The 22,095-nt window shown below is 61.3% G+C and carries 20 protein-coding genes and 3 tRNA genes; 14 read left to right on the forward strand and 9 right to left on the reverse strand.

Annotated elements, in window-relative coordinates; all coding sequences use genetic code 11:
* Positions 1–3: 3 nt before the first annotated feature.
* Positions 4–1,902, forward strand: coding sequence for a potassium transporter Kup (locus L6D80_RS26145; protein WP_054902654.1), 1,899 nt, complete (start codon positions 4–6; stop codon positions 1,900–1,902).
* 35 nt (positions 1,903–1,937) lie between these two features.
* Here L6D80_RS26145 and L6D80_RS26150 read toward each other — a convergent pair whose 3' ends face one another.
* The 5 genes from L6D80_RS26150 to L6D80_RS26170 form a co-directional block, all read right to left on the reverse strand.
* Entirely contained in the window at positions 1,938–3,230 is a 1,293-nt protein-coding gene (locus tag L6D80_RS26150) for a virulence factor family protein (RefSeq protein WP_054902653.1), read from the reverse strand.
* Entirely contained in the window at positions 3,230–5,872 is a 2,643-nt protein-coding gene (mprF, locus tag L6D80_RS26155) for a bifunctional lysylphosphatidylglycerol flippase/synthetase MprF (protein WP_176515736.1), read from the reverse strand. Before mprF ends, L6D80_RS26150 begins: the two co-directional genes overlap by 1 nt.
* A gap of 258 nt (positions 5,873–6,130) precedes the next feature.
* Positions 6,131–6,207: transfer RNA gene (locus L6D80_RS26160), tRNA-Met, on the reverse strand.
* A gap of 132 nt (positions 6,208–6,339) precedes the next feature.
* Positions 6,340–6,416, reverse strand: a tRNA-Met gene (locus L6D80_RS26165).
* A gap of 136 nt (positions 6,417–6,552) precedes the next feature.
* Positions 6,553–6,629, reverse strand: a tRNA-Met gene (locus tag L6D80_RS26170).
* Positions 6,630–6,838: 209 nt separating this feature from the next.
* Between L6D80_RS26170 and dinB the strand changes: the two genes are divergently transcribed.
* Positions 6,839–7,897, forward strand: a complete 1,059-nt coding sequence (dinB, locus tag L6D80_RS26175; protein WP_176515760.1) for a DNA polymerase IV — start codon at positions 6,839–6,841, stop codon at positions 7,895–7,897.
* A gap of 28 nt (positions 7,898–7,925) precedes the next feature.
* Here the strand turns inward: dinB and L6D80_RS26180 are convergent, their stop codons facing one another.
* From L6D80_RS26180 to L6D80_RS26190, 3 genes are all read right to left on the reverse strand, one after another.
* Entirely contained in the window at positions 7,926–8,879 is a 954-nt protein-coding gene (locus L6D80_RS26180) for a hypothetical protein (RefSeq protein WP_054902650.1), read from the reverse strand.
* Positions 8,880–8,899: 20 nt separating this feature from the next.
* Positions 8,900–10,615, reverse strand: a complete 1,716-nt coding sequence (locus L6D80_RS26185) for a proline--tRNA ligase (RefSeq protein WP_054902649.1) — start codon at positions 10,613–10,615, stop codon at positions 8,900–8,902.
* Positions 10,616–10,774: 159 nt separating this feature from the next.
* Positions 10,775–12,043, reverse strand: coding sequence for an OprD family porin (locus L6D80_RS26190; RefSeq protein WP_054902648.1), 1,269 nt, complete (start codon positions 12,041–12,043; stop codon positions 10,775–10,777).
* A gap of 753 nt (positions 12,044–12,796) precedes the next feature.
* On the opposite strand from L6D80_RS26190, the gene L6D80_RS26195 reads away from it, so the two are divergent.
* Complete coding sequence (locus L6D80_RS26195) at positions 12,797–13,216, forward strand: HIT family protein (RefSeq protein WP_176515734.1); 420 nt, start codon at positions 12,797–12,799, stop codon at positions 13,214–13,216.
* Position 13,217: 1 nt separating this feature from the next.
* A complete protein-coding gene (locus tag L6D80_RS26200) occupies positions 13,218–13,424 on the forward strand; it encodes a SlyX family protein (protein WP_054902646.1) in 207 nt (68 codons plus the stop codon).
* Positions 13,425–13,460: 36 nt separating this feature from the next.
* On the opposite strand, the gene L6D80_RS30135 is transcribed toward L6D80_RS26200, so the two are convergent.
* Positions 13,461–14,054: a cold-shock protein gene (locus L6D80_RS30135; protein WP_054902645.1), complete on the reverse strand. Its 594-nt coding sequence runs from the start codon at positions 14,052–14,054 to the stop codon at positions 13,461–13,463.
* 278 nt (positions 14,055–14,332) lie between these two features.
* Between L6D80_RS30135 and L6D80_RS26210 the strand changes: the two genes are divergently transcribed.
* The 10 genes from L6D80_RS26210 to tolQ all read left to right on the forward strand — a co-directional run bounded on the left by L6D80_RS26210 (position 14,333) and on the right by tolQ (position 22,092).
* Positions 14,333–14,806, forward strand: coding sequence for a Dps family protein (locus L6D80_RS26210; RefSeq protein WP_023381917.1), 474 nt, complete (start codon positions 14,333–14,335; stop codon positions 14,804–14,806).
* 244 nt (positions 14,807–15,050) lie between these two features.
* Positions 15,051–15,296, forward strand: a complete 246-nt coding sequence (locus L6D80_RS26215; protein ID WP_223849236.1) for a ribbon-helix-helix domain-containing protein — start codon at positions 15,051–15,053, stop codon at positions 15,294–15,296.
* 92 nt (positions 15,297–15,388) lie between these two features.
* Positions 15,389–15,610, forward strand: coding sequence for an FmdB family zinc ribbon protein (locus tag L6D80_RS26220; RefSeq protein WP_054902643.1), 222 nt, complete (start codon positions 15,389–15,391; stop codon positions 15,608–15,610).
* Between the two features lie 96 nt (positions 15,611–15,706).
* Positions 15,707–17,482 carry an aspartate--tRNA ligase gene (aspS, locus tag L6D80_RS26225; RefSeq protein ID WP_054902660.1) on the forward strand — a complete coding sequence of 592 codons (1,776 nt, stop codon included), beginning with the start codon at positions 15,707–15,709 and terminating at the stop codon, positions 17,480–17,482.
* 113 nt (positions 17,483–17,595) lie between these two features.
* Positions 17,596–18,342 (forward strand): YebC/PmpR family DNA-binding transcriptional regulator, encoded by a 747-nt coding sequence (locus L6D80_RS26230; protein ID WP_054902642.1) that lies wholly within the window; start codon positions 17,596–17,598, stop codon positions 18,340–18,342.
* A 179-nt stretch (positions 18,343–18,521) separates the two neighbouring features.
* On the forward strand, positions 18,522–19,046 hold the full coding sequence (gene ruvC / locus L6D80_RS26235; protein WP_054902641.1) for a crossover junction endodeoxyribonuclease RuvC: 525 nt from the start codon (positions 18,522–18,524) through the stop codon (positions 19,044–19,046).
* A gap of 109 nt (positions 19,047–19,155) precedes the next feature.
* On the forward strand, positions 19,156–19,773 hold the full coding sequence (gene ruvA, locus L6D80_RS26240) for a Holliday junction branch migration protein RuvA (RefSeq protein ID WP_054902640.1): 618 nt from the start codon (positions 19,156–19,158) through the stop codon (positions 19,771–19,773).
* Positions 19,770–20,816 (forward strand): Holliday junction branch migration DNA helicase RuvB, encoded by a 1,047-nt coding sequence (gene ruvB, locus L6D80_RS26245; protein ID WP_054902639.1) that lies wholly within the window; start codon positions 19,770–19,772, stop codon positions 20,814–20,816. Before ruvA ends, ruvB begins: the two co-directional genes overlap by 4 nt.
* Positions 20,817–20,941: 125 nt before the next feature.
* A complete protein-coding gene (gene ybgC / locus L6D80_RS26250; protein WP_054902638.1) occupies positions 20,942–21,394 on the forward strand; it encodes a tol-pal system-associated acyl-CoA thioesterase in 453 nt (150 codons plus the stop codon).
* Positions 21,395–21,396: 2 nt separating this feature from the next.
* The gene (gene tolQ / locus L6D80_RS26255; RefSeq protein ID WP_054902637.1) at positions 21,397–22,092 is read left to right on the forward strand and encodes a protein TolQ; all 696 of its coding nucleotides are present in this window, start codon (positions 21,397–21,399) and stop codon (positions 22,090–22,092) included.
* Positions 22,093–22,095: the final 3 nt, after the last annotated feature.

The raw sequence follows: 22,095 nt of genomic DNA on the forward strand, positions 1-22,095 counted from the left end.
TCGATGGTTCAGGCAAGCAGTCACGCCGAAGGCGGGCAAGGGGCGGCAAAGTCGCTGAGCCTGCTGGTGGCAGCTGTTGGGGTGGTTTATGGCGACATCGGGACCAGCCCGTTGTACACCCTCAAGGAAGTCTTCACCGGCGGTTATGGGGTGCCGGTCAATCATGATGGCGTACTGGGAATCCTGTCACTGATTCTCTGGTCGCTGTTGTGGGTGGTGTCGTTCAAGTACGTGATGTTCATCCTGCGTGCCGACAACCAGGGCGAGGGCGGCACCATGGCGCTCACGGCGTTGGCGCGACGGGCTACGGCAGCTTATCCGCGGTTGCGCACGCTGATGGTCATCTGCGGCCTGATCGGCGCCTCGCTGTTCTACGGCGACAGCATGATTACCCCTGCGGTGTCGGTGCTGTCGGCGGTGGAAGGCATGGGCCTGGCGTTCGACGGCATCGACCACTGGGTAGTGCCGATTTCGCTGGTTGTGCTGGTGGCGCTGTTTCTGGTGCAAAAGCACGGTACGGAAAAGATCGGCAAGTTGTTCGGGCCGATCATGGTCACCTGGTTCCTGGTGCTGGCGGCGCTGGGGGTGCACGGCATCTCGCAGAGTCCAGAGGTGCTCAAGGCCTTCAACCCGGGCTGGGCGGTGAACTTCTTCGTGGTTCACCCCGGTATGGGGGTCGCCATTCTGGGGGCTGTGGTACTGGCATTGACCGGTGCCGAGGCGCTGTACGCCGACATGGGGCACTTTGGGCGCAAGCCGATTGCCCGCGCCTGGTTCGCCCTGGTGCTGCCGGCGCTGGTGCTCAACTACTTCGGCCAGGGCGCAATCCTGCTGCAAAACCCTGACGCTGCGCGCAACCCGTTTTATCTGCTGGCGCCGAGCTGGGCGCTGTTGCCGCTGGTCGGCCTGGCGACCATGGCCACGGTGATTGCTTCACAGGCGGTGATTTCGGGGGCGTTTTCCCTTACCCGCCAGGCCATCCAGCTTGGTTACATTCCCCGCATGCAGATCCAGCACACGTCCAGCGACGAGCAGGGGCAGATCTATATCGCTGCGGTGAATTGGACGCTGATGGTCGGTGTCGTGCTGCTGGTAATCGGTTTCGAGTCGTCCGGTGCTCTGGCGGCGGCCTACGGCGTGGCGGTGACCGGTACCATGCTGATGACCACCATCCTGGTGTCGGCGGTCATGCTGCTGTTGTGGAAGTGGCCGCCGGTATTGGCGGTACCGATCCTGCTGGGCTTTCTGTTTGTCGACGGGCTGTTCTTTGCCGCCAACGTGCCGAAGATCGTCCAGGGCGGTGCGTTCCCGGTCCTGGCCGGTGGTGTGCTGTTCCTGCTGATGAGCACGTGGAAGCGCGGTAAACAGATCCTGGTGGAGCGGATCGATGAAGGCGGGCTGCCGTTGCCGGTGTTCATCAGCAGCATTCGTGTGCAGCCGCCGCACAGGGTCGAAGGCACTGCAGTGTTCCTCACCGCGCGGCCGGATGCGGTGCCCCATGCGTTGTTGCACAACATGCTGCACAACCAGGTGTTGCACAGCCAGGTGGTGTTGTTGACGGTAGTCAGTGAAGATCGTCCGCGGGTGCCGGAAACAGAACGCTTCGAGGTGGAGGCTTACGGTGACGGGTTCTTCCGGGTGCTGCTGCACTTTGGCTTCATGGATGAGCCGGACGTGCCTGCGGCGTTGAAGCTGTGCCACTTGCAAGAGCTGGATTTCAGCCCGATGCGCACGACCTACTTCCTGAGCCGTGAAACGGTGATTGCATCGCGTCTGGAAGGGATGTCGCGCTGGCGCGGGAACCTGTTTGCGTTCTTGCTGAAGAACGCAAACGGTAACCTGCGCTTCTTCAACCTGCCGCTTAACCGAGTGATCGAGCTGGGGACGCAGGTCGAGATCTGAGTGTTTCGGGGCCGCAATGCGGCCCCTGATGCTGCTTAGTTCTGCTCCGCCACGTTGGACTTGCCCTGGCGCGTTTCAATCTCGCCAATCAGGCGTTTGGCCAGCGCCGGGTAGTTCTCGTCGAAGTGGTGGCCGCCTGGCAGTTTCAGGCGCTCGCCAACTGCCGTCTTGTCGGTGCACCCGCTCTCGTCGGTCTCTTCCACGCCGTACACGCATACCACCTTGGATGCCGGCAGTTTGGCCATTTCCGGCCCGGTAGGTGCTTCCTGGCCTTCCTTGCCCAACCAACCCTCGACTTCGATCTCGAAGCTGCCGCTGCGGGCGAAGGCCAGGAGCATCACGGCGTCGATACGCTGCTGGTCTTCGACCGGCAGGCGGTTGTAGATGGCGGGCAGCACGTCGGCACCGAACGAATAGCCAGTGAGCACGAAACGCTTGGTGCCCCACTTCTGACGGTAATGTTGCATCAGCTCCGACAGGTCGGCAGCACTTTGCTCCGGGGTCTTGTGTTGCCAGTAGTAACGCAGGGTGTCGATGCCGACCACGGGGTAACCCAGCTTGGCCATCTCGCCGGCAACGTCACGGTCCAGGTCACGCCAGCCGCCGTCCCCAGAGAGGAACAGGGTGACGGTATCGGTGGTCTGCCCAGCCGGTACTTCAACGACCGGAATGGCCAGGGCGTTGCCGTCGCGGCCTACCAGGGCCTGGGTCAGCTGCGCCTTGAGCACCTGTGGCAGATGGATGTCGTAGTCGCTGATGCTGGTTTCGGCATTGCTCTGGTCGCGCACGAAGGCGGCGCTTGCGTCATCCGGGTTGTCGTTCCAGGCCACGTTCCAGTGGCCATGTGCGGCGGATTTCGGCAGTGCAGCAGTGCAGCCGGGCTGTTCCACGTTGAAATCCACGGAGATGGCCCGGGCCTTGTCATCTGTCTGTGCAGCCAGCCAGCGCCAGGCCTGGGCGGCGCCTGGGCCGATACCCGCCACCAGGGTAGGCTTGTCCGACAATTGGGTCAGCGCCTGGTCGAGCGCTTGCTGCTGCTTGCTGCAGTCGCCCGGAGGCAGGATCACCTGCACCAGTTGCGCTTCCCCTGCCTGGCTCAGGTCCAGCAATTGCTTGTCGGTAAGGGCCTGGTCCTGAGGCACGCCAATCGCGACCCTGGCCTTGGCATGCACACCGGGTGTGACGCGGGTGATGCTGGTGTCATTGAGGGTCAACTGTTCAAGGCGCGCTTCGGGGGCAGGGCGAGTCCACAGCCAGAAAGCGCCAGCGCCGGCCAGTGCAGCCAGAAGCACGGGTATCAGTATGTACAGCCAATAGCGTCGGATCATCAACGTTTCACCAATCCAGTCAGGCCGCCAGCGATGAGGGCGGCAGTGTCAGCCAGTGCAACCAGCGGGTCCAGCCCGGCGGGCACGGCCATGTAACGAGGTTCCCAGTCCGGCTGGAACTTGTCCTTGAAGCGTCGCAAGCCCTGGAAGTTGTAAAGCTGCTCGCCGCGGCGGAACACCATCGAGCCCAGGCGTTGGGTCAACGGTGCACCGCGTCGTGGCTGCAGGCCGGACAGCGGCACCATCCCTAAGCTGAACCGGCCGTAGTCATGGTTTTTGTAATGCAGTATCAGGCCGATCATCATGAATTCCATGGTCAGCTTCGGCGCCTCGGGGTGAGCGCGCATCAGGTCCAGGCTGGCCAATTCGTTGCTGTGGGTTTCCAACAGGTTGGCAAATGCCACCGGCCTGCCCTGGAAGCGGATCAGGGCAATACGAAAATGCTTCAGGTAGTCGGCGCTGAAGCGTCCCAGCGAGAAGCCCTTCTCGCGCACATTCTTGCCGCCGAGCCATGCGTCGGAGATTTCCTTCAGCTCGGCCAGCGGTGCCTGGCCAGGCTCGTGAATTTCCAGGCTCAGGCCATCGCGCCCACCACGGTTCCAGGTGTAGCGCAGGTCCTTCATCTCTTTGCCCTTGGCTTCGATGTCGAAGCGGCGCAGGTCGACCCGCGCTTCCTCGCCGAGCTTGAGGGCCGTAAGACCTATGTCCATGTAGAAGGGCAGGTTCTCCGCACGTACCTGGTAGAACACCGGACGGGCATGGTGCAAGTCGCACAGGTCGCGGAATTGCCAGATCATCTCGGCCCGTTCCTGGGCAGGCCCGATCGGATCGTACAGGGCGACCAGGCTGCGGCCACGGCGGGCATACATAAGGAATGCATTGTCGCTTGGGTGGAACAACAAGGCCTTGTCGCCGGTCAGCGCCAGGCCGCCATCGGGTTGATCGGATGCCAGCAGGATACGGTTGGCGCGCTGCAATTCGCCGTCGTCGGGTAGATGGATGACCGGGCGGGCGGTGCGCAGCAGCCAGGTCAGGGCCACGATCACCAGCAGCACGGCACTGCCCATGGCTGCGCGCAGGCCGCGGGGGGCGTCGGCGTCAAGGGTGAACTGCCACCACAACTGATGGCTATACGGTACATCCTGATAGGCGAACAGCAGCAACCATACCGAGGCGCCTACCACGCAGGCGCTGGCCACCAGGTACACCGGCGAGAAGGGCAGTTCCAGCAGGCGGCTGGGGCGGTAGAACGAACGACGGAACAGGGCAAGCAGGGCAGCGGTGAGGGTCAGCAGGCAAGCCTCTTCCCAGTCGAAGCCCTTGAGCAGCGACAGCAGTGCGCCGACCAGCAGCAGTACGGTGGTCAGCAGCCACGCTGCGGACAGGCGACGGCGCAACCCCTGGGCGAGCAACAGGCAGAGCACCCCGATCAGGCTGGCGCCGAAGTGCGAGGCATCAATCAGACGATGGGGTACCAGAAAGCCCATGTGCTCAAGGCGGGTGTCGATTTCCGGGGTGGCGCCCGAGAACAGCAGCACCACGCCTGAGAGAAACACCAGTATTGCCAGAATCGGCGCGGCCAGCCCGGACGCAGCCTTGATTGCCTGTTGGGCGAACAGCAGGCGGCGCGCCTCGTTGGCCAGCAGCAGTACGCAAGCCAGCAGCAATGGCAGCACGACATAGATGAGGCGGTACAGCAGCAGAGCGGCAGCCAAGGGTGCGGCACCCAGCTGGTCGGCGAAGGCCGCAAGCAGGATCGCTTCGAAAACCCCTACGCCACCTGGTACATGGCTGAGCACGCCTGCGGCCAATGCCAGCAGGTAGACCAGCACGAACGCACCGAATGGTGGAGCGTCCGGCAATAGCAGGTAGAGCACGGTGGCGGCAGCTGCAACGTCAAGGGCGGTAATCAGCAGTTGCAGCACTGCCAGGCGCGCACCCGGCAGCCGCAACGTGCGCCGCCCGACTTGCACCAGCAGGCTGTCGGCCAGCGGCTGTTCGGCGAGGCGTCGACGGTAGAGCCCAACCACCAGAACGGCAGTCAGGGCCAGCACGGCTATGGCGATGCCTGCCAGCAGGCTGGCCGGCAGGCGCAAGGCGGCGGCCGCGGCTGGCAGGTTGCTCAAGGTCGCCAGTGCGGCGAGTGGCGGTAGCGCGCAGCCCAGGGAGAGGCTGGCAAACACGGTCATCCGCGCTACTTCAGCGGCACCCAGGCCTTGGCGCGCATACAGGCGATAACGTACCGAACCACCCGAGAGCATCGACAGGCCGATGGCGTTACCGATAGCGAAGGCGCTGAAACCGCCCATCAGCAAGGTGCGCGCAGGCAGTTGCACGGCCGCATAGCGGCTGGCCGACCACTCGTACCCCAGCAGGATCACAAATCCGACCACCGTCGCGAGCAACGCCCCCAGCAGAGACTGTGCCGGCACGCTGAGCATGGCATCGTGCAACGCATAGATATCCAGTTCGCTCAGCAGGTGCCGGCAGGCAATCAATGCCATGGCAAACAACAGCAAGGTGACGCCAAGGCCAATGGGCTGGCGATAGCGGCTCAACCGTTCGAGCCAGGGAAGGCGCTGGGCAGCGACAGGCAATGCCGAAGCAAGTGGTGCTTGCGGATCTGGGGTGTGGGAGGTCATGAGTTGCCTCGTGCAAACCGCGCGAGGAGGGGAGAAGGTACGGCCAAGTGAAAGTCCCTTAGGAATACGTGTCCAGATATTACTCCGGGCAACGTTACTTTCAGTCGTCCGGCACGGTTAAAGATAGTTCATCCAGAAGGTGATATCTCAAAACAGCGGGTTTGCCGATAGCAAAAAAGCAGGGGTGAAGATTTCAGGCGACGAAACGCAACAAACCCCGCGCTGCTGTATCACAGGCGGGGTCTGTTCTGACGAATATGGTTGCGGGAGCCGGATTTGAACCGACGACCTTCGGGTTATGAGCCCGACGAGCTACCAGGCTGCTCCATCCCGCGTCAGAGGGGCGCATTCTACAGCTTTGGTCATTGGGGTCAAGCACTATCTACAGGTTCAGCACAACTTTTCAGTCTTGCTTTTCCGTTGGCAAAGATAAGGCCACTGTGTAAACAGTGGCCTTATCTTGAATATGGTTGCGGGAGCCGGATTTGAACCGACGACCTTCGGGTTATGAGCCCGACGAGCTACCAGACTGCTCCATCCCGCGTCAGTGGGGCGGATTCTACAGTCTTGGCGTTGGTTGTCAAGCGCTAACCATTGATTTCACTTCATTTTTTTGCCTTCGCCCGATTTTCAGGCAAAGAAAAAGGCCACTGCTATTAACAGTGGCCTTTTCTCGAATCTGGTTGCGGGAGCCGGATTTGAACCGACGACCTTCGGGTTATGAGCCCGACGAGCTACCAGGCTGCTCCATCCCGCGCCTGTGAGATCGAATTCTACGGATTTCTTTGCGTGTGTCAAGCATTTCTCTGAAAAAACCTTGTTTGTTCAAACCCTTAGCGTGCCGATATGGCATGCGGCTCAGCGGGGGCGGGGTTTGCAGGCCAATTATCGTGCCGAACTGTTGTGGGTCTAAGGGACTACGGTAATATCTGTATGAATTTACAGTGCTGACGGTCATCCATGTCCTTGCGCAAGATCATCCACATCGACTGCGATTGCTTCTACGCCGCGATCGAGATGCGTGACGACCCGCGCCTGGCCGGCCGCCCCATGGCGGTGGGGGGCTCGCCCGACCATCGTGGGGTGATCGCGACCTGTAATTATGAAGCGCGGGCCTACGGTGTGCGTTCGGCCATGTCGTCGCGGCATGCGCTCAAGCTCTGTCCCGACCTGCTGATCGTCAAGCCACGCTTTGAGGCCTACCGCGAGGCCTCACGGGAAATCCACGCGATCTTTCGGGACTACACCGAGCTGATTGAGCCTCTGTCGCTGGATGAGGCCTACCTGGACGTCAGCGACAGCCAATGGTTCGCCGGCAGCGCCACGCGCATCGCCGAGGATATTCGCCGGCGCGTTGCCCGCACCTTGCATATCACCGTCTCCGCCGGAGTGGCGCCAAATAAGTTTCTGGCAAAGATTGCCAGTGACTGGCGCAAGCCAAACGGGATTTTCGTGGTGACCCCAGACCAGGTGGAGGCCTTTGTTGCGGCCTTGCCTGTTGCAAGGCTCCATGGCGTGGGCAAGGTGACAGCAGACAAGCTTGCTCGGCTGGGTATCGATACCTGCCTGGACCTGCGCGAGTGGACGCGGTTGGCGCTGGTGCGCGAATTTGGCAGTTTTGGCGAGCGCCTGTGGGGGCTGGCGCGGGGCATCGACGAACGGGCCGTGCACAACGATAGTCGCAGGCAGTCGGTCAGTGTTGAAAACACCTATGACACAGACCTGCCTGATCTGGCCAGTTGCCTGGAGCGCTTGCCGGAGCTGCTGGCCAGCCTTGATCAGCGCATTGCGCGCATGGACAGCAGCTATCGGCCGGAGAAGCCCTTCGTTAAGGTCAAGTTCCATGACTTCAGCCAGACTACTCTGGAGCAGGCAGGGGCCGGCAGAGACCTGGAAAGCTACCGGCAGCTGTTGCGGCAGGCGTTTGCCCGCGGCGGCAAGCCGGTGCGGCTGTTAGGGGTGGGGGTGAGGTTGCGGGATTTGCGCGGGGCGCATGAGCAACTGGAGCTGTTCTCGGATAAATGAAAAGGGGCCGCTGTGCGGCCCCTTTTCATTATTGTGCGCCTGGATCGGCTACCAGCCGCCCCGTAGCCTTGGTCAGGGCCTTCAAAAACTCCTGCTGCAGCTCCGGGTCATTGCGGGTCAGCTCGATCAGGCTCTGCTCCATCTCGCTGGCTTCTTCTTCCAGCCCCAGCTCCGACAGGCGCTGGACCCGGTGCACCCATTGGCCGACATCGTCATCCTCGAGGTCATCGAAGATCAGCTCATGGGCTTCGAGCAGCTTGTTGCGCAGGCTGGCGCTGACCAGCAGGCTGGCATCGCCGCGCACCGCATTGTCCTCGTCGACCACCTGCAAGTGCAGGGTGCCCACATGGTTGAGGTTCTGCTCCGAGAACGGGCTGTCGAGCAGGTTCAGGCGCAATACGCCGTTCCTGTCAGTGGTCAGCTCGTGGCTCATCTTGCCAGCCTTGACCTCGACCAGACGCTCGCTCCAGGGCAGGCTGGTATATTCCTCGCGCTTGTCCTTTTGCACTTCGCTGATCCCGGCCAGGTTCTGCTGGGCGCGACCGTTGGATTGCACGTTCATGAACGGGTTCAGCCCGGCCACGCCATAGCTGAGCCAATCGTGGGTCACGCTTTCTGGCAGGTTGCCCAGCGCGAAAATGTTCACCACGTTGGCGCCGACCCCTGCCACCACGGCCACAGCACCCAGCGGGATCTCATAGATCTCCCGCCAGGGCTGGTACGGGGTATAGCGATCGTAGCGACGGGTCACTTCGTACTCGGTGACTTCGAAGCGTTTCTGTTCATGAACGCGCACACGCCGCTGCGGAAGCTCCATCACCTTCGGCTCGCCGACATCGATCTGCAGGGTGTGCTCGAGCAGCTTGCGCTCGACGCGCTCCTCATGCTCGCTGCGCTGGGACATCTGGTTGGCGCAGCCGCTGACGAGCAGGGCGCCGCACAATGCGGCGCCCCCCAGGGTAAAGGTACTTCGCTTGGACATGATCACTCGTGCATTGATTATCAGCGGCGAACGCGGGCCTGCAGGAAGGTCAGCACTTCATTGAGTGGCAGCGCTTGAGCATCCTGTTCGGTGCGGTGCTTGTATTCCAGGTTGCCTTCGGCCAGGCCGCGATCGCTGACGACGATACGGTGCGGGATGCCGATCAGTTCCATGTCGGCAAACTTGATGCCTGGGCTGGTCTTCTTGTCGCGGTCGTCCAGCAGCACTTCGAAGCCGGCCGCGGTCAGTTCGGCGTACAGCTTGTCGGTGGCGTCGCGTACCACGTCGGTTTCGTAGCGCAGCGGTACCAGGGCGATCTGGAAAGGCGCCAGGGCGTCGTTCCAGATAATGCCCTTGTCGTCATGGCTCTGCTCGATGGCGGCAGCCACCACGCGGGACACGCCGATACCATAGCAGCCCATGGACAGGGTCACCGGCTTGCCGTTCTCGCCCAGCACCTGGCACTTGAGGGCTTCGCTGTACTTGGTGCCGAGCTGGAAGATGTGGCCCACTTCGATGCCGCGCTTGATCACCAGGGTGCCCTGGCCGTCCGGGCTTGGGTCGCCCTCGACAACGTTGCGCAGGTCGGCAACTTGTGGCACAGGCAAATCGCGCTCCCAGTTGACGCCGAAGTAGTGTTTGTCGTCGATGTTGGCACCGATGCCAAAGTCGCTCATCAGGGCGACCGAGCGGTCGATCACGCACTCCAACGGCAGGTTCAGCGGGCCGAGCGAGCCGGCGCCGGCACCGATGGCCTCGCGCAGTTCAGCGTCGGTGGCCATGACCAGTGGGTCGGCAACCTGCTCCAGTTTGGCAGCCTTGACTTCATTGAGTTCGTGGTCGCCACGGACCACCAGCGCCACCAGCTTGCCTTCTTCGGCGCCACGCACGATCAGCGTCTTGACGGTCTTCTCGATTGGCAGGCCGAAGTTCTCGACCAGTTGGGCAATGGTCTTGGCATCTGGGGTGTCGACCAGGCGCAGCTCCTCGGTAGGAGCAGGGCGCACGGTTTCACGCGGGATGGCCTCGGCCTTCTCGATGTTGGCTGCGTAATCGGAGCTGTCGCTGAAGATCACGTCGTCCTCACCGGAGTCGGCCAGCACATGGAATTCATGCGAGTAGCTGCCGCCGATGGAACCGGTGTCGGCCTGCACCGGACGGAAGTCCAGGCCCAGGCGGGTAAAGACATTGGAGTACGCCTGGTGCATGCGATCGTAGGTTTCCTGCAGGGAAGCCTGGTCGGCATGGAAGGAGTAGGCATCCTTCATGATGAACTCGCGACCGCGCATCAGACCGAAGCGTGGGCGGATCTCGTCACGGAACTTGGTCTGGATCTGGTACAGGTTGAGCGGCAACTGCTTGTAGCTGGACAGCTCGTTGCGCGCCATGTCTGTGATGACCTCTTCGTGGGTCGGCCCGACGCAGAAGTCGCGCTGATGGCGGTCCTTCAGGCGCAGCAGCTCGGGGCCGTACTGCTCCCAGCGGCCAGATTCCTGCCACAGTTCGGCGGGCTGGATGCTTGGCATCAGCACTTCCAGGGCGCCGGCGGCGTTCATTTCCTCGCGGACCACAGCTTCGACCTTGCGCATTACCCGCAGGCCCATCGGCAGCCAGGTGTAAAGGCCGGAGGCCAGCTTGCGGATCATGCCGGCACGTAGCATGAGCTGATGGCTGATGACCACTGCGTCAGCAGGGGTTTCTTTCTGGGTGGCGAGCAAATATTGACTGGTGCGCATGGTTAGCCGTGTCGATTGCCTAAGACATTGAAATGACCCGCATTGTACGGGGGCGAAACGAAGGCGTACAGAATGCCCCAGGGCGTGACGCTTGTCAGCCAAGAAAAAGCCCGGCGGTTGGGCCGGGCTTTTTCAGGTGCGGAGCACTATAAGCCAGGCTTACAGGATGCTCAGCGGGTACTCGACGATCAGACGCAGTTCGTCCAGCGATGGGGAGCCGTAGTAGACGCCATCGGCGGAGCGATAGGTGGCTTGGCGCACGCGGAAGCTGAGGTCCTTGGCCGGGCCTTCCTGCAGCACGTACTTGATGTCGATGTCGCGTTCCCATTCCTTGCCGTTGCTGGTACCAGCAACGTTGGCGTCGGTACCGCGCACGTAACGGGTCATGAAGGTCAGGCCTGGTACGCCGAATTCGGCGAAGTTCAGGTCGTAGCGTGCCTGCCAGGACTTCTCGTCTTCGGCGTTGAAGTCGGAACGGGCCACGGAGTTGCCAAGGAAGACGGTACCACCGCCATCGACGCCGTAAGCGTAGTCGCCGTCACCGTGTACACGCTGGTGCACGATGGTGAAGGTGTGGGCACCGATGTTCCATGCTGCCGACAGGCTGAACGCGGTGTTGTCCAGGGAAGCGCCGTCATACGCCTTGACGAACTCGGCGCCGTCGCCCTTGGTGTTATAGATGTTGAAGTCGAACACCAGGCCTTGTTTGTCGGAGATCGGCACTGCCCAGTTGATGTTGCCGTAGTACTTGCGCCAGTAGTCTTCGACCTTGGAGTAGTACAGGCTGGTGCTCAGGCTGTCGGTAAAGGCATAGGTACCACCGACGATGTTGGCTTCGGTCAGGTGCAGGCTGTCGCGGAACGTCTGAGCCTGGGCATTCATCGCGGTAAAGTGACCGGCGTGCAGGGTCAGGCCTTTGATCTCGTTGCTGGTGATCAGGGCACCTTCGGCAACTTCCGGCAGCAGTCGGCTGTCGTCGGTGGCGAAGACCGGCAGGGCGGTGAACTGGTTACCGAACTTCAGCACGGTGTTGGAGATGCGCAGTTTTACCGCTGCGCCGCCTTCGGAGTAGTCGTCCTGCGAGCGGCCGTCGGAGCCTTCGGGGAACAGGCCGGTGCCGGCACGGCCGCGGCCGCTGTCCAGTTTCAGGCCAAGCATGCCGATGGCGTCTACGCCGAAGCCTACGGTGCCTTGGGTGAAGCCCGATTCGTAAGTGCCCAGGAAGCCGAGGCCGGTTTCCTCGACGCGGCTCTGAGTGCCGGCAGGGTTGTTACGGAAGTCGCGGCTGAAGTACAGCATGCGAGTTTTGACATTCAGCTGGCTGTCTTCGATGAAACCCTTGGATTCGTCCTGGGCAGAAGCCAGGGCCAATTGCGAGGTCCCTGCCGAAACGGCCAGGGCGATCATGCTCCACTTCATCACGCGCATCGTGATTTGCTCCTTTGGTTTTTTTGGAAGAGTACTGCTGCGCCCTTTTTTAGTTATATGGGGCAGCTCTTTCTTGTTATGTCGGCGGAAATGTATAGCACGCTGACTGTTGTTGGCGATATGGGCATAAACAACCTTTCGGTAAGTTTATGGCTATGTCGCTTGTAGGTATTTCCATGTCGCAAATCACGTCCTGGTATTCCGGGGCGTACAACGCCAGCGCTGTTTCTGTCGCCGTCAAGAATCTGTAATAACAGACGCCGGTTCGGAAACTCCCTGGTGTAACCCATGCCGCTGTTGTTATTGGGTGCGTACATCGCCTGATGCAGATGTCGTGCCGACTTGGCGTGAAGGGAATGCAACAAGCGTGCTCAAAATTTACAACGCTTCATGAAATTTTCACAAATACCCCTGTCGAAGGTCGGAAAGTGCCGAAAACACGGGCTGGGCGGGCACTGGAGGGAGGCGCGGGGAAATGCCTGTTGAAAACTTAAAAGCTGCCATAAAAGTCAAGGTGTTACCGGCAACTGTTCATCCTCAGTCGTCAATGTGAGTAAAAGCGTAGTGGTGCGCTCGTTTGCGGCCTCATTTTGGTGCGAAAAGTAGCGCTGTGTTACCGCCCCTGTGCATGCCTGGTGTTCAGCAACTTAAGTGTGAGACTGGGCAGCGGTTGATGCCGGCACTGACGAAGAACGGTATCCTTGGGCAATGTTTCCGCGTGCGGCGGGACCGTTTTGATGTTGGAGGTTTGCATTGTTTGAGATGGATTCGCGTTTGCAGCAGGATTGCCAGGTCCTTGGGGATTTTCCGCTGTGCCGCCTGTTGTTGAGCAAGGATGCCAATTACCCGTGGTTCATCCTGGTGCCCAAGCGTGCAGGTGTGAGCGAGGTATTCGACTTGAGCCCCCAAGACCAGGCGCAACTGTGGAAGGAAACCACTAGCCTGGCCGAAGCGCTCAAAGATGAGTTTGCAGCAGACAAGATGAACATTGCCACGCTGGGTAATGTGGTCAGCCAACTGCACATGCATGTCATCGTTCGTCGGCGTGTTGATGCTGCGTGGCCGGCGCCGGTCTGGGGCAAGGTGGCTGCACTCGAATATACGCAGGAACAGGTCGAGGCTATTGGCCGGCGTTTGCGTGCGCTAGGCCTCGATGGTTATCAGGAGGTCTGAGATGTCTGCCGAGTCGCGCATTGTCGAGTTGGAAACCCGCCAGGCATTCCAGGATGACGCCCTGCAGGCGCTGAATGATGTGGTGGTCGAGCAGGGGCGGGTCATCGAGCGTCTGCAGCTGCAGATGGCTGAATTGATCAAGCGTTATGAAGAGATGGTCGGCCAATATGGCAGCGAGGGGGAGGAGGCGCCGCCGCCTCATTACTGAGCAGAAGCAGCCCCGGGTGCCCCGGGGCCGGGTGGATCAACGGCGGGTGACCGCGACCACGTCTTCGGCCTGCAGGCCTTTGTCACGATGCATTACCGAGAACTCCACACGCTGGCCTTCGACGAGGATGCGGTGGCCTTCGCCGCGTATGGCACGGAAATGGACAAAGATATCGTCGCCCGAATCACGGGAGATGAAACCAAAGCCCTTGGACGTATTGAACCACTTGACGGTACCGGTATCGCGCTTGCCGGCGTCCAGGGATGCGCTCTGGTTGGCGCGGGCTTTACGGCCGGTGCGGGCAAAGCCGACGGCCAGGTGCAGGACCACAGCGAGCGCTGCGCAGACCAGCGCAGCCAGGTTGCCCATTTCTGGGCGGGCCAGCAGGGTCAGCGTTTGCAGGACCACCGCCACCACCAGTAGCGCGCAGGCCAGGTGTTGTAGCTGTTGGCGGGTGCCTCTGTAATACAGTGGCACAACCGGGGCGAGCAGCAGGTTGAGCAGGCCGAGCAGGGCCAGGTAGACCGCGTCGGGTTGCTGCAGGAAGGGTGTTGCATCGGTTTTCAGGCTGGGTATGAGCGATAGCAGCAATGCCGCAGCGCCCGTCACCAGGTGGACGATCTTGAACATGGGTTGGCTCACAGTTGATAAGGCCGGTCGCAGGAAGAGCTGGCAGCACGGTGCGCATGAGGTGTAAAGCGCGAACACGTGTGGGCCAGCCTATGCACCCGGCAATAACAGTCCGCACGGGTGGCACGGTGCCTATTTAACAGCAAAGGCGGGGCCTTCTCAAACCGAAGGCGCTTGGCGGTGATGTGTTGCCTCGGGTCATAGGCGCGTTGCACAAAGAGTTGATACAGTGTGTCAGGCCCGCTTGATCATCAAGCCATATGGAAAAGGGGAACTTCATGGCAATCGATATCGGTATCAGTGAGGAAGATCGCAAGTCCATCGTCGAGGGGCTTTCCCGCCTGTTGTCGGATACCTACGTGCTGTATCTGAAAACCCACAACTTTCATTGGAACGTGACCGGCCCGTCGTTCCGTACCCTGCACCTGATGTTCGAGGAGCAGTACAACGAGCTGGCGCTCGCGGTCGACTCGATTGCCGAGCGAATTCGCGCGCTGGGCTTTCCTGCACCGGGCTCCTACGCCTTTTATGCGCGCCACTCTTCGATCAAGGAGGAGGAGGGTGTGCCTGCAGCGGACGAAATGATTCGCCAGTTGGTGCAGGGGCAGGAGGCGGTGGTGCGGACTGCGCGCAGCATTTTCCCGGTAGTGGACAAAGTCAGTGACGAGCCGACTGCCGACCTGCTGACCCAGCGCATGCAGGTGCATGAAAAGACCGCCTGGATGTTGCGCGTGCTGTTGGACGGCAAATAGCGGCCTGTTGTGTCAGATCGTTGCAAAAGCCCGGTCGCGTCCAGCGCGACCGGGCTTTTTGGTTTCTGCGGGAAGGCTTTGCCGCTGTTGCGCGCCGCCATGCACAGGCTTTATGGGGGCATCGGGAGGCCCTTGGCGGTGGAGGCGACGGGTGGAAGGCAAGGTGCAGGCGAACAAGCGAGAGTGCGGTCACGGGCGCTGGCCGGGCAAACAATGGATCGATCCGTTCAAGGCGGATTTCGACATGCTGCAGATTCAGCCAGTGTCGCGTTCGGTCCGGCTCAACGGTTTTTCCACCTGTCTGCGCCTGGAGGCAGTGTATTGGGGTATCCTCGAGCGCATCGCTCGGGCCAACCAGTGCTCAGTGAGTGCAGTGCTGTCCTATGTGGACCGTGAAGTGCATCTTCGCCAGGGCGGTGTACGCAACTTTAGCGGGCTGATTCGGGTAATCTGTGTGGCCTGGCTGCTTGATCCGCCAAGTGTACGCTGATCGCCGGGCGGGCTGCGCAGTGCTTGTTAACCATATATAATCCCGCTTTTTGCTGCCCTGGCAGCCAGCGTTGTGGTTGACGAGAGACGTCCATGCCCCTTTATGACTATCAATGTGCTTCCTGCAATCATCAGATGGAGGTGCTGCAAAAGATCAGCGCCGCCCCACTGACCGACTGTCCGGCTTGCCAAGCGCCGGCATTGAAGAAACTGCTGTCGGTGCCCGGCTTTCGCTTGAGCGGCAACGGCTGGTACGAAACCGACTTCAAGACCGGGGCGAAAAAGAATCTGGCCGGCGGCGACAAGGCCGACTGAGTTGAATTGCAGTAGCCGGGTCTTGCAGTATTAACCCCTCCCGGGGTGGCCAAGGCCTCCACCGAATACACGAATCACGAGAAGCGAACCACCATCATGATGCGCAGCCATTATTGCGGCCAACTGAACGAGAGCCTGGACGGCCAGGAAGTCACCCTTTGCGGCTGGGTCCATCGTCGCCGCGACCACGGCGGGGTGATCTTCCTCGACATCCGTGACCGCGAAGGCATGGCCCAGGTCGTGTTCGACCCGGATCGCGCCGAAACTTTCGCCGCTGCCGACCGCGTGCGCAGCGAATACGTTGTGCAGATTACCGGCAAGGTGCGCAAGCGCCCTGATGGCGCTGTAAATGCCAACATGGCCTCCGGTGCCATCGAAATCCTCGGTTACCAGCTGAACGTGCTTAACGAAGCTGAAACCCCACCGTTCCCCCTGAACGAATACTCCGACGTGGGCGAAGAAACGCGCCTGCGTTATCGCTTCATCGACCTGCGTCGCCCGGAAATGGCCGACAAGCTGCGCCTGCGTTCGCGCATCACCAGCAGCATCCGTCGCTTCCTGGACGAGAACGGCTTCCTCGACGTCGAAACGCCGATCCTCACCCGTGCCACCCCGGAAGGCGCACGCGACTACCTGGTGCCTAGCCGCACCCACGCAGGCAGCTTCTTCGCCCTGCCGCAGTCGCCCCAGTTGTTCAAGCAGCTGCTGATGGTGGCCGGCTTCGATCGCTACTACCAGATCGCCAAGTGCTTCCGTGACGAAGACCTGCGTGCCGACCGCCAGCCGGAATTCACCCAGATCGACATCGAGACCAGTTTCCTCGATGAATCAGAGATCATGGGCCTGACCGAAAGCATGATCCGCAAGCTGTTCAAGGAAGTGCTGGACCTGGAGTTCGGCGAATTCCCGCACATGACCTTCGAAGAGGCCATGCGCCGTTACGGTTCCGACAAGCCAGACCTGCGTATCCCGCTGGAACTGGTCGACGTGGCCGATCAGCTCAAGGATGTCGATTTCAAGGTCTTCGCCGGCCCGGCCAACGACCCGAAATGCCGTGTCACCGCACTGCGTTTGCCAGGCGGCGCCAGCATGCCGCGCAGCAAGATTGACGAGTACACCAAGTTCGTCGGCATCTACGGTGCCAAGGGCCTGGCGTACATCAAGGTCAATGAGCGCGCCAAGGGCGTCGAGGGCCTGCAGTCGCCGATCGTCAAGAACATCCCGGAGGCCAACCTCAATGTGATCCTTGATCGCGTGGGTGCGGTCGACGGTGACATCGTGTTCTTCGGTGCCGACAAAGCCAAGATCGTCAGTGAAGCCCTGGGCGCGCTGCGTATTCGCCTGGGCCACGACTTCGAGCTGCTGACCTGCGAGTGGGCACCGATGTGGGTCGTCGACTTCCCGATGTTCGAAGAAAACGACGACGGCAGCTTCACGGCGCTGCACCACCCGTTCACCGCACCGAAGTGCACCCCGGAAGAACTCGAGGCCAACCCGGCGGGTGCGTTGTCGCGCGCCTACGACATGGTCCTCAACGGCACCGAGCTGGGTGGCGGTTCGATCCGTATCCACCGCAAGGAGATGCAACAGGCGGTGTTCCGCCTGTTGGGTATCGAGGCGGCGGAACAGGAAGAGAAGTTCGGCTTCCTGCTGGATGCCTTGAAGTTCGGCGCACCACCCCACGGTGGCCTGGCCTTCGGCCTGGACCGTCTGGTCATGCTGATGACCGGCGCCCAGTCGATTCGTGAAGTTATCGCCTTCCCGAAAACCCAGAGTGCCGCGTGCGTCATGACCCAGGCCCCAGGCCTGGTCGATGCCAAGGCCCTGCGCGAGCTGCACATCCGTCTGCGCGAACAGACCAAGGTCGAGTAAGCGGACCCCGGGCGCATCCACATGGATGCGCCTTCGCGTTTCGGCGCAGGATTTTTTGTCGTTGCGCCCCGTTTGGGGCGTAACTGTTTGTGTTTCAAGGATTTGGAGTCGTTATGGCTGGTCATTCCAAGTGGGCGAACATCAAGCACCGCAAAGAGCGCCAGGATGCCAAGAGAGGCAAGATCTTCACCAAGTGGATCCGTGAGCTGACGGTTGCCGCCAAGCAAGGGGGTGGCGATCCGGCCTCCAACCCGCGCTTGCGCCTGGCACTGGACAAGGCCCTGGGTGCCAACATGAGCCGCGATATCATCGATCGCGCCGTGGCCCGGGGTGCCGGCACCAATGAAAGCGACAACGTCGAAGAGCTCAGCTATGAGGGTTACGGCCCAGGCGGCGTGGCGATCATGGTCGAGGCCATGACCGATAACCGTAACCGTACAGCCGCTGCCGTGCGTCATGCCTTCACCAAGTGTGGTGGCAACCTCGGTACCGATGGCTCAGTGGCCTACCTGTTCGAGCGCAAGGGGCAGATCAGTTTCGCCCCGGGTGTCGATGAAGATGCGTTGATGGAAGCCGCCATGGAGGCCGATGCCGATGACGTGGTGAGCAATGACGACGGCTCGTTCGACGTCTTTACTTCGTTCAACAGCTTCTATGCCGTGCGTAATGCGCTGGAAGAGGCAGGCTTCAAGGCCGATGACGCGGAAATCGTCATGCAGCCCACCACCAGCGCCGAGCTGGACCAGGAGGGCGCAGAGAAGGTGCTCAAGCTGATTGACATGCTCGAGGACCTGGATGACGTGCAGAACGTCTATTCCAATGCGCAGATTTCCGACGAGATCATGGAAAAACTCGGCTAAGGTGTTCTGGCGGTTCCAGCCAGGCCTGTGAGTTGTTCAGCGTCTGTACCGGCCCTCTCGCGGGACAAGCCCGCTCCCGCCGCTCTCCTGCCAATGTCAGGGAGCTTGTGGGGGCGGGCTTGTCCCGCGAAAGGGCCGGTACAGTTTGCAATCACGCATCCCTTTATACGACAGGCGTTATGACTCTGATTCTTGGTATCGACCCCGGCTCGCGAATCACCGGTTACGGTGTGGTTCGCCAGACCGCCCGTGGTTGCGAGTATGTGGCGTCGGGTTGTATCCGTACCGGCAGTGGCGAGTTGCATGAGCGCCTGCAGATTGTTTTTCGCGGTGTCAGTGAAGTCATTGCCCAGCATGGCCCCGTCACCATGGGCATCGAACGCGTGTTCATGGCGCGAAATGCCGATTCTGCGCTAAAGCTCGGCCAGGCCCGCGGCGCGGCGATCGTCGCTGCCGCCGAGGCTGGTCTGGAAATCGCCGAATACAGTGCCAGCCAGGTCAAGCAAGCGGTGGCTGGTACGGGTGGGGCCAACAAGGAGCAGGTGATGCTGATGGTCATGCACCTGCTCAAATTGACCCAGAAGCCGCAGATCGACGCCTCCGATGCCCTGGCCATCGCCCTGTGCCATGCCCATACCCGCTCCAGCCTGGTGCCCCATGGCCTGTCTACGGCACGGCGGCGCGGCGGGCGCTTGCGTCTGTAGGCGCTTCATGCGCTGATACACATTTTGTCCGGGTGAATCGTTCACCCGTTGCATTTGCTGATAGGGTTGAGCGGTCTTTGATCGGCTCCCCGAGAGGAAGGAACGGAACGTGATTGGACGTTTGCGCGGCACCCTGGCGGAAAAACAGCCGCCGCACCTGGTTATTGACGTCAACGGCGTAGGCTATGAGCTTGAAGTCCCCATGACGACCCTGTATCGCCTGCCCAAGGTCGGCGAAACGGTTACCGTGCATACCCACCTTGTGGTGCGCGAAGACGCCCACCTGCTTTACGGTTTCCATGAAAAGCGCGAGCGCGAGCTGTTCCGCGAGCTCATTCGTCTCAATGGCGTCGGGCCCAAGCTGGCGCTGGCCTTGATGTCGGGCCTGGAGGCTGACGAGCTGGTGCGCTGCGTGCAGGCCCAGGACACCTCGGCCCTGGTGCGCGTGCCGGGTGTTGGCAAGAAGACCGCCGAACGCTTGCTGGTCGAGCTCAAGGACCGCTTCAAGGCCTGGGAAACCTCGCCTGCGATGTTCACCTTGGTCTCCGACGGACCTGTACCGGTCAGCAGTACCTCCACGGCCGAAGCCGATGCCGTCAGCGCCCTGGTATCCCTGGGCTACAAGCCGCAGGAGGCGAGCAAGGCGGTGTCCGCTATCAAGGACAAGGCCGGCTTGAGCAGTGAAGAGCTGATCCGCCGCAGCCTCAAAGGGATGATTACCAAGTGATCGAAGCCGACCGCCTGATCGCCGCCAGTGGCCGCGACCGTGAAGAAGTCCAGGACCGTGCGATCCGCCCGCTGCGCCTGGACGAATACATCGGCCAGCCGGTGGTGCGCGAGCAGATGGCGCTGTTCATTCAGGCCGCCCGCGGTCGCAACGAGTCGCTCGACCACACACTGATCTTTGGCCCACCTGGCTTGGGCAAGACCACCCTGGCCAACATCATCGCCCAGGAAATGGGCGTGTCGGTCAAGAGCACCTCGGGGCCTATCCTCGAGCGGCCGGGCGATCTGGCCGCCATGCTGACCAACCTTGAACCGCATGACGTGTTGTTCATCGACGAAATCCACCGGCTTTCCCCGGTCGTCGAAGAGGTGCTGTACCCAGCCATGGAGGACTTTCAGCTCGATATCATGATCGGCGAGGGGCCTGCAGCCCGTTCCATCAAGCTCGATCTGCCTCCTTTCACCCTGGTGGGGGCGACCACCCGCGCAGGCATGCTGACCAATCCGCTGCGTGACCGTTTCGGTATTGTCCAGCGCCTGGAGTTCTACAGCGACAAGGACCTGGCGACCATCGTCAGCCGTTCCGCTCATATTCTGGGGCTGGTCATCGAGGACCAGGGTGCCTACGAGATCGCCCGCCGTGCCCGTGGCACCCCGCGTATCGCCAATCGCCTGTTGCGGCGGGTACGTGACTACGCCGAGGTGCGTGGCAAGGGGCAGATCACCAAGGCTGTCGCCGACATGGCGCTCAACTTGCTGGACGTCGATGAGCGCGGTTTCGACCACTCTGACCGCCGCCTGCTGCTGACCATGATCGAGAAATTCGATGGCGGCCCGGTGGGGGTGGACAACCTGGCGGCGGCCATCAGCGAGGAACGTCACACCATCGAGGACGTGCTGGAACCCTACCTGATCCAGCAGGGCTACATCATGCGTACGCCACGTGGCCGAGTGGTAACCCGCCACGCCTACCTGCACTTTGGCCTGAATGTGCCAGGGCGCCTGGGCGAGGGGGCAGATTTTTCCGAGGCAGGCGATGAATGACAGATCGAAACCCGCTTTTCGTGGTCCTACCGCTGGCATGCCCCTGGTGCGCTGGCAATACGACATTAATGATTGAAAAACAGTTGCCGCCCCGGATTGGCAAGCTGAGGAGTAAGCACTAGAGTATGCGCGCGCAAAATGGCCTGGAACCGTTCGCACACCGTTGTCGCGTCTATTACGAAGATACCGATGCCGGTGGCGTGGTGTATTACGTCAATTACCTGAAATTCATGGAGCGTGCGCGTACCGAGCGCCTGCGGCACCTGGGGTTTTCCCAGCAGCAGTTGGCGGGGGAGAACCTGTTGTTCGTGGTCCACTCCAGCGAAGCGCGTTATCACGCGCCGGCGCGGCTGGACGATGAACTGCGGGTGACCGCGCAAGTACTTGAACTCAATCGCGCCAGCCTGCGTTTCGTACAGCAGGTCTGGCGGGAAAAGGATGAAACGCTGCTCTGCGAAGGGCAGTTCCTGGTGGCCGCCGTGCGCGCCGACACTTTCAAACCCCGAGCCATACCCCCGGAGCTGCGCGACGCCTTTGTGGCGGACGGCTCGGGTACTCAATCGAATGCAGGAGAATAAGCGTGGAAGCTAACGTCGTCGACCATACCTCCATGTGGAGTCTGGTCAGTAATGCCAGCGTGGTGGTACAGCTGGTAATGCTGACCCTGGTGGCCGCCTCGGTCACTTCATGGATCATGATCTTCCAGCGCAGCACCATGCTGCGCGCCGGTCGTCGTGCGCTGGATGCCTTCGAGGAGCGTTTCTGGTCGGGTATCGACCTGTCCAAACTGTATCGCCAGGCTGGCAGCAACCCTGATCCGGATTCCGGCGTGGAGCAGGTCTTCCGTGCCGGCTTCAAGGAATTCTCGCGTCTGCGCCAGCAGCCGGGGGTGGACCCGGATGCGGTCATGGAAGGCGTAGGCCGTGCCATGCGCGTAGCCATCTCGCGCGAAGAAGAAAAGCTCGAGCAGAGTCTGCCGTTCCTTGCCACCGTCGGTTCGACCAGCCCGTACATCGGCCTGTTCGGTACCGTCTGGGGCATCATGAACTCCTTCCGCGGCCTGGCCAGCGCTCAGCAGGCCACCTTGGCCACTGTGGCGCCGGGCATCGCCGAGGCACTGGTCGCCACTGCAATCGGCCTGTTCGCGGCAATCCCTGCGGTGATCGCCTACAACCGTTTCGCTGCGCGCAGCGAAGTGCTGATCGGTCGTTATTACACCTTCGCCGACGAGTTCCAGGCGATCCTGCACCGCAAAGTGCACACCAGCGAAGAGTAATCA

Source organism: Pseudomonas ceruminis (genome assembly GCF_021602025.1).
In the GTDB taxonomy this organism is placed as follows: domain Bacteria; phylum Pseudomonadota; class Gammaproteobacteria; order Pseudomonadales; family Pseudomonadaceae; genus Aquipseudomonas; species Aquipseudomonas ceruminis.